The 17938-nt window shown below is 38.8% G+C and carries 12 protein-coding genes; 3 read left to right on the top strand and 9 right to left on the bottom strand.

The features are described 5' to 3' along the window. Positions 1 to 32: 32 nt before the first annotated feature. The gene (glnD, locus tag H592_RS0103025; RefSeq protein WP_028867454.1) at positions 33 to 2648 is read left to right on the top strand and encodes a [protein-PII] uridylyltransferase; all 2616 of its coding nucleotides are present in this window, start codon (positions 33 to 35) and stop codon (positions 2646 to 2648) included. A gap of 236 nt (positions 2649 to 2884) precedes the next feature. Here the strand turns inward: glnD and H592_RS0103020 are convergent, their stop codons facing one another. The 6 genes from H592_RS0103020 to H592_RS0102995 form a co-directional block, all read right to left on the bottom strand. Then, positions 2885 to 3937, bottom strand: coding sequence for an ABC transporter ATP-binding protein (locus H592_RS0103020; RefSeq protein WP_028867453.1), 1053 nt, complete (start codon positions 3935 to 3937; stop codon positions 2885 to 2887). Then, the gene (locus H592_RS0103015; RefSeq protein ID WP_156916062.1) at positions 3937 to 5568 is read right to left on the bottom strand and encodes an ABC transporter permease; all 1632 of its coding nucleotides are present in this window, start codon (positions 5566 to 5568) and stop codon (positions 3937 to 3939) included. The genes H592_RS0103020 and H592_RS0103015 overlap by 1 nt, the downstream gene beginning before the upstream one ends. Continuing rightward, entirely contained in the window at positions 5558 to 6571 is a 1014-nt protein-coding gene (locus H592_RS0103010) for a Fe(3+) ABC transporter substrate-binding protein (protein ID WP_028867451.1), read from the bottom strand. The genes H592_RS0103015 and H592_RS0103010 overlap by 11 nt, the downstream gene beginning before the upstream one ends. Before the next feature lie 132 nt (positions 6572 to 6703). Then, on the bottom strand, positions 6704 to 8269 hold the full coding sequence (locus tag H592_RS0103005; protein WP_028867450.1) for a sigma-54-dependent transcriptional regulator: 1566 nt from the start codon (positions 8267 to 8269) through the stop codon (positions 6704 to 6706). A gap of 2 nt (positions 8270 to 8271) precedes the next feature. Continuing rightward, positions 8272 to 9402 carry a sensor histidine kinase gene (locus H592_RS0103000; protein WP_028867449.1) on the bottom strand — a complete coding sequence of 377 codons (1131 nt, stop codon included), beginning with the start codon at positions 9400 to 9402 and terminating at the stop codon, positions 8272 to 8274. A 248-nt stretch (positions 9403 to 9650) separates the two neighbouring features. Next, positions 9651 to 11102, bottom strand: a complete 1452-nt coding sequence (locus tag H592_RS0102995) for a sigma-54 dependent transcriptional regulator (RefSeq protein ID WP_028867448.1) — start codon at positions 11100 to 11102, stop codon at positions 9651 to 9653. A gap of 404 nt (positions 11103 to 11506) precedes the next feature. Between H592_RS0102995 and fliS the strand changes: the two genes are divergently transcribed. Then, positions 11507 to 11902 carry a flagellar export chaperone FliS gene (gene fliS, locus H592_RS0102990; RefSeq protein ID WP_028867447.1) on the top strand — a complete coding sequence of 132 codons (396 nt, stop codon included), beginning with the start codon at positions 11507 to 11509 and terminating at the stop codon, positions 11900 to 11902. 108 nt (positions 11903 to 12010) lie between these two features. Then, a complete protein-coding gene (locus tag H592_RS0102985) occupies positions 12011 to 12310 on the top strand; it encodes a hypothetical protein (RefSeq protein WP_028867446.1) in 300 nt (99 codons plus the stop codon). A 13-nt stretch (positions 12311 to 12323) separates the two neighbouring features. Here H592_RS0102985 and fliD read toward each other — a convergent pair whose 3' ends face one another. The 3 genes from fliD to H592_RS0102970 all read right to left on the bottom strand — a co-directional run bounded on the left by fliD (position 12324) and on the right by H592_RS0102970 (position 17061). Beyond that, positions 12324 to 14387, bottom strand: coding sequence for a flagellar filament capping protein FliD (fliD, locus tag H592_RS0102980; RefSeq protein ID WP_028867445.1), 2064 nt, complete (start codon positions 14385 to 14387; stop codon positions 12324 to 12326). Positions 14388 to 14589: 202 nt separating this feature from the next. Beyond that, complete coding sequence (locus H592_RS23145) at positions 14590 to 14976, bottom strand: flagellar protein FlaG (RefSeq protein ID WP_051368928.1); 387 nt, start codon at positions 14974 to 14976, stop codon at positions 14590 to 14592. 102 nt (positions 14977 to 15078) lie between these two features. After that, positions 15079 to 17061: a flagellin N-terminal helical domain-containing protein gene (locus H592_RS0102970; RefSeq protein WP_028867444.1), complete on the bottom strand. Its 1983-nt coding sequence runs from the start codon at positions 17059 to 17061 to the stop codon at positions 15079 to 15081. Between the last annotated feature and the right edge of the window lie 877 nt (positions 17062 to 17938).

The following is a 17938-nucleotide window of genomic DNA, read 5'->3' as shown; positions in this document are numbered from 1 at the left end:
CGTTACGTTAAGGCATAACATCGAGGCATTAAATGGACTTTGAACAGTATTCCCCGCTACAAATTCAACCACAAGATCTAACTATTCCTTTCATCAAAAAACATCTGCAACAATTTTCTGACTGGCAACTTGAACAATTCAAAGCAAAAAAAAATATTAATAAAATTGTGTCGTTACGTGCACGTTATATTGATGAGCTTTTAAGTCGTTTATGGGATTTAGTCGGGTTAGATGAGAGCTATGATTTAAGTCTTTTAGCTGTAGGTGGGTATGGCCGTGGTGAACTACACCCCAAATCTGATATCGACTTACTAATACTGTCAGACCATGGTTTTAGTAAACAATCTGAAGAAAAAATAGGCCAATTAATCACCCTACTCTGGGATTTAAAGCTGGATGTAGGTAATAGCGTTCGCACCTTAAAAGATTGTTTAGAACAGGGTAAAGCAGATATTACTGTTGCCACCAGCATGATTGAATCTCGCTTGATTAAAGGTAATGAAAGCACCTTTGAAAAACTACAAGAGCTGATTAGTAAAGATGACTTTTGGCCATCGGACGAATTTTTTACGGTTAAAAAAGAAGAACAGTTTGGACGCCATAAGAACTGCCGAGGTGATGGATATAACCTAGAGCCAGATATCAAAAACGGGTGTGGTGGTTTACGTGATATTCAAACTATTGCCTGGGTTTCGAAACGTCACTTTGATGCCCATAGCTTATTAGAACTAACCACTTACGGATATATTACGCAGGGTGAATACCACGAAGTTAGTGATTGTCAGTCGCAGCTTTGGACCATTCGTTTTGCATTACATACTGTCACCAATCGTCCAGATAACCGCTTACTATTTGATTTCCAAAGTGAAGTAGCAAAGCTCTTAGGTTACACAGGTCAGCGTAATGAAGCCGTAGAACAGATGATGAAGATGTTCTACCAAACCATTCGCCGTGTAAAAGAGCTTAATGAAATGTTATTGCAATATTTTGATGAAGCAATTTTAGGCAATGTAACGACCACTGAATTTCATGATATTGATGACAATTTCCGAATCCGTGGTAATAAAATCGAACTAACCACCTCTGGTTACTTTCAGGATAACCCTGAAGCGATATTACAACTGTTTGTGCATATTGCCGATGACTCACGTATTAAAGGTATTTATTCAAGCACGCTACGCGAACTGCGTGAGGCAAGACGCTGCTTGACCCATTGGCTGCAAAATATTCCAGAATGTCGCGCTGTATTTATGCAAATTATTAGGCACCCTCGCGGCATGGGCATTCCTTTTACCTTAATGTATGAATATGGCGTGTTAGCGGCTTATATTCCACAATGGAGCCGTATCGTTGGGCAAATGCAGTTTGATCTGTTTCATGCTTATACAGTAGATGCACATACGCATAAGCTCGCTAAATTTATCTATAACTATCCAAAAAGCAAAGCCGAGCATCCACTTGCCCACGAAATATATAAAAAGTTAGAGAAACCAGAGCTGTTATTCTTAGCCACTATTTTCCATGATATTGCGAAGGGCCAACAAGGTGATCACTCTACATTAGGCGCAGTGGATGCCTTAGCTTTTTGTGAATTGCATGGGCTTACTCGCCATGAAGGAAAAGTAGTTGCTTGGTTAGTAGAACAACATTTAACCATGTCTGTCACCGCTCAACGTCGTGATATCAGCGATCCTAATGTTATTATTACCTTCGCCAAAACCGTGCGCGATGAAAAGTACCTTAACCTATTGTATTGCTTAACCGTGGCTGATATTTGCGCAACCAATGAGGAAACATGGAATAGTTGGAAAGGTACTTTATTACGTGACCTCTATTACAAAACCTTGACCATGTTACGTCGTGGTTTAGAGAATCCACCGGATATTCGCGATCGTATTCGAGATCGTCAATTAAAAGCATTGGGTATTTTAGCTGAACTAGGGATTAGTGAAGAAAAAGTGAAGCCACTATGGAAACGTTTTAGGCTCAATTACTTTTTCCGTTATACCTCAGCACAGATTTGCTGGCACACGCAAAACTTATTGCATCACCAAGACCATACTAAACCTTTGGTCTTGATCAGTACCAATAATGCACGCGGAGGCAGTGAAATATTTGTTTATCATAAAGATATGCCACTGTTATTTTCTTCCGTTGTGACTGAAATAGATAATAAGAAACTAAGTGTACACGATGCAAAAATTCTCTCTAGCCGAGATAATTATTCACTTAGTACCTTCACCGTATTAGAGGAAGATGGTGAACATATTGATGACGATAAAATTCAACGTCTACGAGAAGCGATCACAGATACTTTATTAAAACCAGACGTAGTTAACTCCAACATCATTAGACTGGAGCGAGTTAAGCGTCCCTTTAAATTCGAGCCTAAAATAACGTTTCTACCAACACGCCGGAAACGTACTCAGATTGAAGTGGTAGCATTCGATGCGCCTGGTATTCTGGCTAACATAGGAACCGTATTTGTAGACCATGGTTTAATGCTTGATACCGCTAAAATCTCCACCATAGGCGAACGCGCAGAAGATTTATTTATTGTCTCCACTGCTGATGGGGATTCACTGACAAAAGAGCAAGAGGAAAGCTTAAAAGCGAGTTTAATGTATGAACTAAGTCCAAGTACTTAGCACTCCTGCAGCTTTAGTTTTCACAACCTATGCCACACTAAAAAAAGTGCACTTAAAAAGTGTTCGCTTTAAAAACAAAAAGCCAGCGATGCATTACAGCGCTGGCTTTTTTATGATGCTAACTATTGATTAACTTAGTAATCTAAACTAATTCACTAATCTAAACCTGCAACCTAGTCATTCACTAACTTAGCACTTCAGAGTTTCAGAGTTTCAGAGTTTCACATCAGAGGAGACTAACAGTTCTCAAAGGTTACAAATTCATGATTCGATATAGTCAAAGAAACCCTATCTCCAACACTAAACGCTAAACATTCACTGCTACTATTACTGTATCTCACGGTGAACTCTTGCCCAGCAAACTGCACACTAATTTGTTGTAATGCACCTTGAAAATCGACCTGTTTGACCAAAGCTTCACCTTTTAGGTCTGGGGTTATCTCAATATGTTCAGGGCGCAATAATAAGCGTAGCTGTTTACCAATCGTTTGTTCAATCACGCTATTACTGCCTAATAAACCAAAACAACTCTGGTAACTATATTTGTCTACCACTTGTACATCAATATAGTTAGCTTGCCCCATAAAATTAGCAACATAGGGCGAGTTAGGTTTACGATACAGTTTTTGAGCCGTATCGATTTGTACAATTTTCCCCGCTTGCATCAATGCAATACGGTCAGCAAAAGCAAACCCTTCTTCTTTAGAGTGAGTCACAAATAAAGCACTCATTTGACGCTGTTTAAATAATTGACGGATTTCATGGATCAATTGAAAACGCACATGCTGGTCTAAATTAGAAAAAGGTTCATCTAACAGCATTAAATCTGGCTGATAAGCTAAAGCACGTGCAATAGCAATACGCTGTTGTTGTCCTCCAGATAATTGATGCGGGAAACGTGCACTAAGGTCGCTTAATTGCACTAGTGCCAATACTTCCTGCACACGTTGTTGTTTTTCTTGCTTAGTCATTTTGGTTAGTGAAAAAGCGACATTATCAAAAACATTTAAATGTGGGAAAAGCGCATAATCTTGAAAAATAAGACCAATTTTTCTCAACTCGGGTGGAATATAGGTTTGTGGATCATTTAATACTTTTTGACGAATACTAATTTGTCCGGTTAATTCTGTTTGCAAACCGGCAACCGCTCTTAATAAGGTTGTTTTACCACAGCCACTTTCACCTAATAAGCACACAATTTCATTATCATGTAAGCTCAGATCCAAGTTTTCTAATACCGCTGTTTTTTGATAAGAACAGCTTAAGTTTTGGATATTTAACGCACTCATTAAGTTTTTTTCTCCAACAGACGATTTACCACAATAAAAGGAACTAAGCCTAATCCAATAATCATTAGCGCAGGCAATGCAGCTAGCTCTATCATCTCATCGGATACAAATTGATAAACGTAAGTGGCTAATGTTTCAAAATTAAAAGGTCGCAATAATAGCGCGGCAGGTAATTCTTTCATAGATTCAATAAAAACTAAAATAAATGCCGTGAGCATACCTTTTCTAATTAACGGAATATTAACTCGCCAAAGTGTTTTAACAGGCCCATTACCTAAGGTTCTAGACGCGAAATCTAACGAAGGTGAAACCTGCACTAAGTTACTATCGATACTGCCCACGGCAATAGCACTAAAACGTACTAAATAGCCTAATACCAAAATAACTAATGAGCCAGATAACAGCAAGCCAACAGGCTTAAGGTCTAAGCCTAACAACACATCATTTAACCATAAATCGATACTAGTAAGCGGGATCAGCACACCAATCGCAACCACAGTGCCCGGTACAGCATAACCAAGTGAAGATAAACGAATGCTAGATTTAGCACCTAACCCTGGGCTTAAACGTTGATAAAAATTAACTAATAGCGCAACCAAGATAGATAATATAGCGACTAAAAAGGCTAACCACAGACTATTTAAGGTGTATTGCATTAAGTCATTGTTTAACGAAGCATTAAAATAGTTAACTGCATAATATAAAAGCGTCGCAATCGGTATAAATAAAGAGAAGGCTAATAACGACCAAGTGAACGCTAATACGCCCCACTTTTGCCACCCCGTTAATACAAAACGCAGCTCGGTATTACCACTGCCATTACGTTGATAAACTTGTTGTTTACGACGACTATAACTTTCTAACGATATTAAAATCACAATCGCTAACAACATTAAAGACGATATTTTGGCGGCGGTCGTCAAACTACCTAATTCTAACCAAGTATCATAGATAGCCGTAGTTAACGTATGCACAGCAAAATAGTTGACCGTCGCAAAATCACCTAATGTTTCCATGGCGATTAATGAAACACCTACAGCCATAGCAGAACGAGATAAAGGGATACTGACTCGCCAAAAAGCACGTAAAGGTGGTACACCTAAGGTTCTTGCCGCATGAAATAACCCTGCAGACTGAGTTAAAAAAGCGCCACGTAATAACAGATATAAATAAGGGAAAAGTGATAAGGCTAAAATAACAGAAGCACCAAATAAGGTGCGCACTTCAGGGAAATAATAATCACTCGGTTGCCAATCAAACAAAGCCCGTATCGTTAACTGTACGGGGCCAGCAAAGTCTAATAAATCGGTATAAACAATCGCGATAATATAGGGCGGCATAGCGAGGGGTAACATCAGCATCCACTGTAACTTCTCACGAGTAGGAAACTCGCAACAGGCTACAAACCAAGCGCAGGGCAAAGCAAACAGAATACTTAATAGAACAACATACACAATAACTAAGAGAGAGTTACTAATATACGTTGATAAAACGGTATCAATAAGGTGTTGAAAACTACCACTTTCATCGGTAGAGAAAGCGCTGAAAAATATAGCAAGAACAGGAGATAACAAAATACAAGTTACTACCCAAGGCAGTAACTTGTACAGGTTGAACGACTTAGAGATCAAATTTCACTTCATCCAGTAACTTAATGGCGGCTTGATGTTGTGCAGCAATATCAGATAGTTTGATATCGTCTGCTTTAAACTTGCCCCATGATGCAACCAATTTAGAAGGTTGTACATCTTCTTTTACAGGATATTCGTAATTGATTTCAGCATACATCTGTTGTGCAACATCACCCGATAGGAATTCCATCAATTTGATCGCATTGTTTTTATTAGGTGCATACTTAGTCAGTGCAATACCACTCACGTTAACATGTGTACCCGTTGTTGCTTGATTAGGGAAGTTAATATGAACCGATTCAGCCCAAGCAACTTGCTTTGGATCGTTTAACATTTTACCTAAGTAGTAACTGTTGGTTAAAGCGTAATCACATAAACCTTCTTTAACGGCTTTAACTTGTGCACGGTCATTACCCTGTGGTTTACGTGCTAAGTTTGCTTTTAAACCTTCTAACCAAGTTTTTGCCTTTGCTTCGCCTTCATGAGCAATAATAGACGCTAACAAAGAAACATTGTAAGGGTGTTTACCAGAGCGCATACATACTTTGCCTTTAAAAGCAGGTGTCGCTAAATCTTGGTAAGTAATGGTAGGAGCAGGACCTACACGTTCTACTGAAGAATAAATATTACGCGCACGGCTAGTTAATGCATACCACTGTTTTTCAGCGCCATGAAATTGACTCGGAATATTTTTATTTAGAATATCGCTATCAACGGGTTGTGCTAGACCTTCTTCCGTAAACATAGTTAGGCGGCTAAAATCAGACGTTAACATAAGATCTGCTGTAGATAATTTACCTTCACGCTTAATACGCTCAATCAAGCCTTTTTTAGCAAATAGAATATTCACTTTAACGCCCGTTTCAGCGGTGAATTCTTTCATCATCGGCTCAATTAAAAACGGTTGGCGATACGAATATACGTTCACTTCTTCAGCAGCAAAAGACATTGAACTCGCAAGTGCCGATGTACCTGCTAACAAAACTGTTAAACTTTTTTTAATAGACATATTGTTTCCCATAAATAAGCGTGATGATCAATAGAACGGCATTCTAATGATAACAATTCTTATTTACAAGTGTAATTGCACAAATAATGCGTAAAAGGTGTCATATTATTTCAAAGATCGTTATTTTTATGCAGGTAAGGCAATGCCTTGCTCTTTCATACGAGCAATTTTATAACGCAATGTGCGAGGGCTAATACCAAGCAACTCTGCTACATCTTTACGTTTACCGCGACAGGTTTGTAACGCTTCTAATATAATTTTTTGCTCTTGTTGTTTGAGACCTTGCCCCAAAGCTTCAGGTTCTTCAGTTACAGATGCTCCATCGGATTCAGCTATCGTTGCTGGAGTGCTACTTATAGTTGCATTACCAAAGTCACTAACAAGATTTTTGTGTAGATCATTATCAAAGCCACTATTAATACGATTATTACTATACAACTGCCCCTCAGAGCGAGAATCAACATCGCCAGCCTCTATTGCTGGTGATTGATCTTGCACTGTGGCCTTAGAAATAAGCGGTTGTTGCATATGCTCAAACTGTTGATCTTCTAAAATTAGCGCATCACAGTCAATCACATCATCATTACCTAAAATCAAGGCGCGTTGCATTACATTGTCTAATTCACGCACATTGCCTGGCCATGAATAAGCAAATAAACATTGCTTAGCCGCTTCCGATAATGAAGGGATCGCAGAAGACTGATCTTTAGCATGACGCGCTAATAAATGCTCAGCAAGTGGGATGATATCGCCTTTACGCTGTTTTAACGGTAACCACTGTAATGGAAAAACATTCAAACGGTAATACAGATCTTCACGGAAAGTCCCTGCTTCTACAGCTTGTTTAATATCACGATTACTGGTGGCTAATACACGAATATTTAATTTAATAGTTTTACGAGAGCCTAAACGTTCCACTTCTCTTTCTTGTAAAACACGGAGCAGCTTAACTTGTAACTCCAAGGGCATTTCGCTAATTTCGTCTAATAAAATAGTGCCATTTTGTGCTTGTTCAAACTTACCAGGACAGGCTTGAACAGCGCCAGTAAAGGCCCCTTTCTCATAACCAAATAAGGTAGATTCAAGCATGGTATCTGGAATAGCCGCACAGTTAATCGCCACAAAAGCTTGATCTTTACGCGATGATTTATCATGTAAATAACGCGATAACACTTCTTTACCTGAACCACTTGGACCAGTGATCATCACCGACGCATCGGAAGCCGCCACTTTTTCAGCCATTTTAAACAAAGCCGCAGTATTAGGGTCGCCAAAAATAGGCGTACACGAAGGCACTTTATGCACAGGCGCATAGCGACTTACTTGATTCAATAACACCTCAGGTGAAAAGGGTTTTGCTAAATAATCAATGGCACCATCGCGAATAGCTTTAACCGCATCATCAATCGTTGCGTAGGCCGTCATCAATAAAACTGGTATTTCAGGGTGAAGGCTTTTAATATTTTGCAATAAGGTTAAACCACTCATTCCGCCCATTTGAATATCACTGATTACCAAGTCGTAACGTGATTTATCAAGCGCCGATTTATTAAGCTCAACCAACGCAGCTTCGCCACTGTCGACTTCTTGACAGTCATAACCAGCTAATAACAAAGTATCAATTAACGCTTCACGTAATCCAGCATCATCTTCTACGACTAATAACCTACCCTGTGATTGATTATGCGACATAATTAAGCTCCTATTACCTTGCTCAGCGCATTGCTCTGTACATTACTCAGTGTATTATTGTCTTCTCTAAACTCAGCAATACGATGCAAGGGCAGCACTAAAGTAAAACAGCTCCCCTTGCCGACTTCCGACTTAACTTCCACCGTGCCGCTATGTGCCTGAGCAACACTTTGCACTACCGCAAGGCCAAGACCTGTACCTTGAGATTTAGTGGTATAAAAAGCTTCCATTACTTGTGCTAAACGTTGTTTTTCAATACCAGGCCCATTATCCATTACTGAGATTTCTAAATGCGAAGCACCTCGTTGCACAGCACTAATATATAATTGCGCCCCTTCACCGGTAGCTTCAATGGCATTGGAAATAAGGTTGGTCATGGCACTGGTTAATGCATTTTTATTGGCCAGAATAAATAAATCAGGATTGGGTAAGCGACACTGCAAATGGCCATTAACACTTAATAACATAGCATCACTGGCTTCTTGCACTTCTTCTAATAATGTTGCAACGGAAACTTCCTCTACAATCTTCTGCTCACCACTACGGGCAAACAACAACATATCGTTCACTTGCGTTTCTAAATCTTGCAGGCGGTTCATTAACTTGCCTTGAAAGCGAGCACGAGAGCTTTCATTTAATGTTTTATTGGCAAGGTTGGCACCGTATAACATAGCCGCCGATAATGGAGTGCGGATTTGATGCGCTAATGACGCCACCATTTTACCCAATGAGGATAAACGCTTTAATGTGGCAACATGCTCTTGTAGTTGGCGAGTATGGGTAAGATCTGTGAGTAGAATTAACTGCCCAGGCTGGCCTTGTAAAGAAGAGATAGATAACTGAATACGGCGACCATTCTTTAATGATATTTCATGGCCATCATCATTTTTAGGACTAAAAGAGCGTTTGATCACATCACCCCAAAGCATATTCTCTAAGGGTTCACCTAACAACTGCACGGCGACACGGTTTGCTTGTTCCACAATCCCATTACCATTAATAACAATCAACCCAGAAGGTAATTCTTTATACAACTGCTCCATGTAGTTCGCTTGAGCACGTAACTGCTGTAACTCACCGACATAACGTTCAGTTTGTAATGGCGTATTATTTGTTGATTGTGAAGTTGTCATAGCAACACCTAAAAATAAAGATAGATATCCCTACTAAGCAGTTATTATGCCAACCAAATAAACCAATTACTTTACAGTAAGATAAAAGCAAATAGCCATAAAAATGACAGTCCTAAAAACAAAAAACCGCACTATTAAAAGCACGATTTCTGATGCAAAAGTATCGCTAAATACTCGGCTTACCTTTTGATATTACTTTTTGATGTTACCTTTTAATGATTAGTTTGATGATTAGCTTAATGGCTAGCTTAGCCTTCTTTATTTAACCCGTATTTTTTCATTTTTTCTACTAAGGTGGTTCGGCGCATCGATAATAACTCAGCAGCATGTGACACCACACCATCCTGAGAGTCAATAGCTTGACGGATCATCTCAATTTCAAATTCCACCAGCTTATCCTTTAAATTCATGCCTTCTGCTGGTAAATGCCCCAAAAAGCCAAGTGATTCATCGTGCATTTCACTTTCATCGGACAAAATAGGCGCATCACCAAACATACCCGATAACGCTTCACGTTCCATCAGCGCTTCTTCTTCTGGGTTATAGTGAATGTGTTCTACTGCCTCACCTTGTTCATCTAAGTAACGATATTTAACCGGTAATTCAGTGACATCAATGATTTTATTGCTGTGTAATATTAATAAACGTTCTAACAAGTTAGATAACTCACGAACATTACCCGGCCAAGCATGTTTCATTAATGAATCTAAAGCACGTTGAGTAAAACGTAATGTGGCTTTATGTTCAGTTTCTAACCTTGACAGCAACTCTTGTAAAAGCAGCGGAATATCTTCTTGGCGATCTCGAAGCGCCGGCTTTTCAATTGGAAATACATTTAAACGATAAAACAGATCTTCTCGAAATGAGCCAGCAATAATCATCTCTTCTAAGTTACGATGTGTTGCCGCAATAATACGCACATCCGCCTGCAAAGATTTATTACCTCCGACTCTTTCAAAGGTTCTCTCCTGTAACACACGTAATAATTTAACTTGCATCGGCATTGGCATATCGCCAATTTCATCTAAAAATAGCGTACCGCCTTCAGCCAACTCAAAACGTCCCTTACGCGCAGAAAAAGCACCAGTAAAGGCACCTTTCTCATGCCCAAATAATTCACTTTCTAATAATTCAGCCGGGATTGCACCACAGTTCACCGGGACAAAAGGCCCTCTATTTCGGCCAGACACCTCATGGATAGCGCGCGCAACCACCTCCTTTCCCGTCCCAGACTCGCCTAGAATCAACACATTGGCATTACTTTCAGCTACTTGCTCTACTAAATAACGAATTTCTTGAATACGTAACCCTTTGCCCACCAAAGAGGTAATTAAATATTTATTGGCTTTACTTAATTTATGATTTGGATTCGAATAGGTTTGGCAATAATGTAATAACTGCGTCAACTCTGAATAGACGATAGGTAAATGAAGCACACCGATATGATTACTGTCCACACTTGCCACTTGCCCAGAGATACTAATAAAAGGAGTTTTAGCAAAGCTATTTAGTAGTGCATCCAATTGCTGATGTTGATTACCATAAATAACGCACAAAGGCGCTTGTTGCTCTACCTGTTGCGCTAATTGTTCAACAGCAACCGTTTGATAAGCTTCACCAACAAAATGTAAAACAGTTTGTAATATCTCTACTTGTTGAGCCGTTGTATCGACTAAATAAATCGGCGGGCGTTGTGGCATAATCAGTACTCATATCAAAGAAACCAAGATGTGAAGGTTATGATAGAACAATTTTTACTATTTGCATTGAAAAATCGTCAAAAAGATGACAATGACTGTAAAATGACACAATAAACCTTTAGAGGTAGTATAAATAATGATATTTATGCTGCTGTCATAAGTAAAATAATTGAAAACAACCAGAAACAAGAAAAATGGTATATATTTTGCTTGTGCTTTCATTATATGTTGCTTTAGTGCACCTAGTTGTAGATTGGTTATGCAGTATACAAACTGGCTTAAATGGTAAAATACACTGAGAATCTACACAACATTATAAATAAACAATATAAATAGCAGTGTAATTATAGAAACTAGAAGTACACTGCTTACGATAGATTAAATATTTTCAGCAAGGAATCAATATGCGCCGCTCAGTCCAACAATACCAAAACTCAACGATGAACAACATCGAGCAAGCAGACCCTCATGCCCTTATTTCATTAATAATGCAGCATATATTGGGAAACTTAGCCGCTGCCAAAGGCGCTATCGACCGTAAAGAGATAGAAGGCAAAAATAAAATGCTAACAAAAGTCATTGGTTTAATTGGTGAGTTACAAAATAGTTTAGATATGGAAAAAGGCGGAGAGCTATCCACTAACTTGTATGACCTATATGGTTATATGATACGTCAAGTAAACCAAGCAAACTTAAAAAACACTACCGATCCCCTCACTGAAGTGACGATGCTAATCGCAGAAATAAAATCGGGTTGGGATGGTATTCCACAAGATATTCGCCAGCAATATAATCGCTAATAATAATTTATAACAACAATTTATAACAACAATCGCTAATAATACTATTCGCCAACAAGACAATAGCCAACGATATAATCGCTACCAACATGCATAAAAGAGCCGAAAATGACTAATATCCATGCCAAACTTGAAGTGTTATTTGAATTTGAAAAAAAGCTTACGATTTTATTAGCAGAAGAAGAATATGAAACGTTTAAACAACAACAAGATCTTTTTTCTGACCAAATAAAAGATCTTCTCTCCAAGCACTCTGAAAATGAACTGAATAACGTCATTAAAGAACTAAAAATGCTTCAAAATAAAGTGCAATTATTGCAGCAACAAGCCGATGCTTGTTACCTTTCCTTAAAAAATAAGTCTTTATCGCTACAGCGTAATAAAAGTAAAATAAATGCCTATAAATAAAAGCTATGAAAAATTAACCGTCCCTTGTATAACCCGGTAAAGCATCTAACGCGCTGGTAAGATAACTCATCGTATTACCGAGTGATGAAACAGCGATATCCATCGCATTAAACTCTTTATATAAACGTGCTTCAAGTTTATCCGTCCGATAAGTCAAATCCTCTTCTTGACGCTGTAGGTCAGTGATTTTCTTATATAACGAATCAATTTTACTATCGACGACTCCCTCACTGAGATCAACATCACCACTACTTGATGTGATACTTTTATCGATAATATTCGTTAAAAGGTTGTTCATCACCACCGTCATACCTTCGGAAAAGGTGACATCGCCACGGTCGCCAAGTAATCCACCTTCAATCAATAACTTAATACCAGATGAGTCGCCACTTTCAGAAAGCAAGTATTGCCCATCACCCAACGCCTCAACCCCATCAATTTTACCTTCTACATTGACTCCGCTGGTACCTGACTCTACGCCAAAACCAAATGAGGCTAAAAAATTACTGCTAATTTCAGTAAAAGCAACGTTTGAGGTTGATCCATACTTATTTGAAGTAATTGATATTTGTCCAGCGTCTTCAATAACAGTGACACCTATCGTTTTATCTATAAAATTACTGTCTGAGTTTATCTTGGATTGAAACTCTGTCATCAAGTCATCGATGGAGTTATAAGTCCCCTGCATTAATGAAATATCATTAGAAATTGAACCATCAACACGCATTTTAAAAGTGTCATTATTACTATCAATAGTTAAAGGGAAGCCGCTACTAATATCAATGCCAGTGAGTATGCCCTGAGTAGCTATTTGCGTTATCTCAACTCCATAGGTGCCATCTTCAGTCAGGCTATTATTGCTATCAAAGGAAATAAAACTATCACTTGCGGTGCCAGATGCAGTAAAGAAATCTGCAATACCTTGTATATCATTCTTAAGTACTTCAGCAAATTTTGTACTGTCTAATTCAAGCGTACCATCACGCGCAGTTAACAATCCAAGGTCAGCAAAACTATGTACCGTGCCTTCAATATGTTCAATTGAAGTATTTAATACACCACGCATTAAACTTTGGATATTTCGCACAGTAGCATCGCCATTTAATATGCCATTTTCAGCATCTGCGCCATTATATACAGTTAACTCGTTCATTTTTTGAATGGTGCTATTGTAGTTATCGACAAAAGCTTGAATTTGTTCTTCAACTTTACTGGTATCTTTATTAATCGTTAACTTAACCGTTTTTCCAACTTCAGTACTGCCATTGAGATTTAAGGTAACTCCTTCTATCACACTACTTATTTCGTTAGTATCACGAGTAATGGTAATACCATTCATCACTATCTCGGCATCCTGTGCGACAGAAGTTTGATCTAAGTTTTTAGTTGTTTCACTATAGGTAAAACGAGAAAGCCCATCGGTATCGGTATTGTTACCGTCATCATCGCTAACCGTTAATTTAATTGCACTCTGCTCGCCGGTATCTTTACTGGTGATTAATAAACGATAATTTGTTCCATCATTAATTATTGACGCGGTAACACTATAATCACCGTCATTTATTGCATCCCGCATACCTGACAATGAATTGTTAGAGGCATCAATAGTAAGTGTTTCAATGGGTTTGTTAGCATCGATGGCAAAAGCTGAATTATCAACACCGCTATAACTACCAAAGCTAAAGGACACAGTACCGGTACCAACGGGCTCATTAACACTGGAGAAAGAATTTGCAGATGAAGAAACAATAGTGTGCGCTTGAGCACGTTGCTTTACTTCAAACTCCCAGCTTCCAGTTTCTGCGCCTATGCCTAAACTCGCATCTAAAATATCACTATCACTACTCGTGTAAGTCGCCGCAGAAAATGAAGAACTTCGCCCAAGGTCGGAATAAGAAGATTTAAATGCAGAGAGTTCACTATTCAGTGTGCCAAAAGCGGAAATTTGAGCAGTGGCTTTTGCCGCTGATTGTGTCATTTTAGCAAGTGCAGGATCTTTTTCAGCCCCTACGATGGCAGTAACAATAGAATTGATATCCAAACCAGAGCCGAGGCCGGTTGAGGTAATTGAAGACATAAGTACTCCCTGCTAATTAATAATGAAGACAACTAATATTTAATCTCTAATACAAAAGCAATAATCAGACCAAAAACTGATAAAGGCAGTTTAATTAAATAAAACTTTGCATTGCGCTATTCTATTAAGAATATAAAAAAGTCAAAACCTCTCTATAGTAACGATAGCCGCAATTGTAGCTATGCATACGCAGTTCTGTTTTTTATACTTTGCTATCAAATAAAATACCAACTACATCGTCCATTTTTTTACGCAGTACCACCAGTTCTTCAGAAGGTATTTGGCGGATCACTTCCTGCGTTTCAGCATCGGTTATAGAAATAACTTCTTGCCCAAGCTCTTCATCGATACGAAAGGATAGATTACGCTGCATACTTTGCACAAAGGCATTCATTTCTTCTAAGGCACCTTGTACATCTTCATCTGCTAGCTGTTTAGGCGTGACCTCTTTAGCTATCGTCGTTTCAGACTCTGAAGCCACAGCCTGCATTGATGAAACATCATTAACTTTTTTATTGTCATTGTTAATCAGGGGTTTATCATGCTCCACTGCCCCAGTTGAAGATATTGCTATATTAAAATCTGACATAACGCCTCCAAATCATCTATTTTTAGTTCTTTTTATGGCAAAAAAGCCCCCTGAATAAGGGAGCTATTATAGTGCCATTTAACAATGCTACCCAGCCAAGAATTAACCAAGCATTGATAGTACACTTTGTGATGATGCATTAGCTTGCGCTAACATTGATGTACCCGCTTGTTGTAATATTTGCGCTTTACTCATTTTAGACGTTTCAGAAGCAAAGTCTGCATCTTGAATTCGTGAGTTAGCCGCAGAGATATTTTGCGATACATTTTCTAAGTTAGAAATGGTAGAGCCTAAACGGTTTTGAATCGCACCTAAGTTTGCACGAGATTCAGTGATTTTATTCAATGCATCATCGATACGGTCGATACTGTTTGAAGCGTTTGCTGCGCTTGTTACACTAAGACCAACACCTACAGAAGCTGAGCTACCACCAGCATCAGTTAGTCCAAGTTTGTCCATTGCACCAGCTTTTAATGTTTCTGTACTGGCGCTACTAGTTACGATAACGTCTTTTCCATCTTCGCCTGTTAGTGTCAATTTACCACCTGTAGTATCACCACCAGCGGCGTTAACAGCACCACCTAGACCAGTTGTAGCAGATTCGACATTTATATCTGAACCAGATTGAGATGTAAGTACAAGTTCACCGGTCTCTTCGTCTGTTGTTGCTACAACCCCTTGTAAACCAGCGCCATTTATTGCAGTAACAACATCATCCATTGTATCAGCGCCAGTAACATCAACTGCAGCTCCATTTATCACTAGATCGGCATCGGCATCAGCACCAGCTTTTAAAAGAGCAACATCAGCAGAGTATTTTACTTGAGTTGTAGCAGAAGCTGTTACGCCTGTTTCAGCAGAAATCTCATTGATAGCAAACGCTTTATCTGCAGCAGATGTACCAGTTACAGCCCCTAAATCAACACCGTTAATTTTAATTCCGTCAGAGGCAGATATTTTCGCTAATGTGTTGTCAATTTCACCACCGGTAATAGAGTCAGAACCAGTCGAAACATTAAAGCCAAACTCTTGTGTTTCATTCGCGCCAGCTACTGCCGCACTACCAGCACCAATAGAAATAGCGGTTCCATCTGCACTTGTTAACGATACATAACCTTCATATCCAGATGCATCGACAGTTAAACCTGAACCAGCAGCATCTCCAGCGGCAGTTTCTCCAATGGTAATTGTTTTACCTGTATCATTACTTAAGACTAGTCCACCATCACTATTAACAGAAGCAGTTACACCACCAACATCACGATTTATTTTCTCAACTAAATCATTCATATCTGTAGTCGAATCTAAGGTCACAGCCGTGCCTCCGCCTACTGCAATACTTAAACCACTTGTCACACCAGATGCACCAGACGTACCTTCTACGACATTATATGCTTCTGCAGTTACACCTGTTAAACCTTGTTTTGCATTAATTGCTTCTGCAACTTCATCTGCAGTACCAGCGGCTGTGGCACCAATGTCTACTCCATTGATTGCAACTTCATTTGCGCCAGTAGCCCCCGTTGCAGCTACACGTCCACCATTCAAATCCCCTGTACTAGAAACAGCGTTAAGGTTTAAATCTTTAGTCGTTACTGCATCAATAGAGAAAGATAACGTTTCACCTGAGTTTGCGCCAATTTGTAAAGTGGTTGATTTATTTGAACCATCTAATAAATTGATTCCGTTAAACTGAGTTGTTTCTGCGATACGGTCTAATTCAGAGTAAAGTTGATCGACCTCTTTTTGGATTGATGCTCTGTTTGAAGAAGAGTTAGTATCATTGGCTGCTTGTACAGACAATTCACGCATACGTTGTAGAATGTTGGTCATTTCATCCATTGAACCCTCTGCGGTTTGTGTCATTGACACACCATCATTAGCGTTACGAACGCCTTGGTTGATACCTGTAATTTGTGATTGCATACCCGTTGAAATGGCAAGACCAGCAGCATCATCTTTAGCACTGTTGATACGTAAGCCAGAAGATAAACGTTCCATTGCTTCATTACTTGTTGCTTGTGATTTGCCTAATTGACGCTGTGCGTTTAAAGACATTACATTGGTATTTACTACTGCAGCCATGATGTGCTCCTTAGTTTTTCTAACTTTAGAATTAGGTTATTTTGTGTATGTTCTTTTATCGACCGCTTAAAAAATAACTTTAATGTTTTTGTTTAATTAAAAGTTTTCCTAGCTAAACGGTTCATTTTCAAAACAGTCGATGTTCGGACTTAATAACTTTATCGACCGACAAAAAAATTACTTTAGGGGTAGATTGAAAAAAGATCGTTTTTATTTTGAAAAAAGATCTAAAGCCCTTAACCACAGAGGGTTTCTGGGGTGAAAATCAAAAGCATTAACCCCCAAAATTTTACGTGTAAAAGCCAGGTCAAGGTCAAAAACTAATTAACCACGAAGGTATCCCTTTTTTTATTTTTTAACTTCATTAAGTTTTTTAATTTTTAAGGGTTTTCTTCATGCCCTCTGTACAGCGCAGCGGCTTCGTGGTTAACGGGTTTTCGGTTTCAAGGTCAAAAGCAATTAACCACGAAGGCACGAAGGGTAAAGAAGTAAGGTCAAAAACCTAAAACACTTTATTGATTTTTAACCCTTTAACGTTTTTAATTTTTTAATTTTCTAAGGGTTTTCTTCGTGCCCTCTGTGCAGCGCAGCGGCTTCGTGGTTCATAGGTTTTGTGGTTTTAAGGTCAAAATCTTAAAACACTTTATTTATTTTTAACCCTTTAAGGTTTTTTAATCTGTTTAAAGGTTTTCTTGATTAATGGTTAACGACTTTGGTGGTAACTAGAATAGAAAAAGGCAGCCTAGGCTGCCTTAAAATGGGTGGGTACAGAGGAGAAAATGAGAGTAAAAACCTACAAAACATTCACCCATTTTACTTATAAAAAAGACGTTATACCTAACTGGCAAATTATTGCCGCCAACAAAGCACTTAATGC

The organism is Psychromonas arctica DSM 14288, from assembly GCF_000482725.1.
GTDB classification, from domain to species: domain Bacteria; phylum Pseudomonadota; class Gammaproteobacteria; order Enterobacterales; family Psychromonadaceae; genus Psychromonas; species Psychromonas arctica.
Note: the sequence above shows the minus strand (reverse complement) of the source record. Positions and strands in the feature narration are given on the sequence as shown.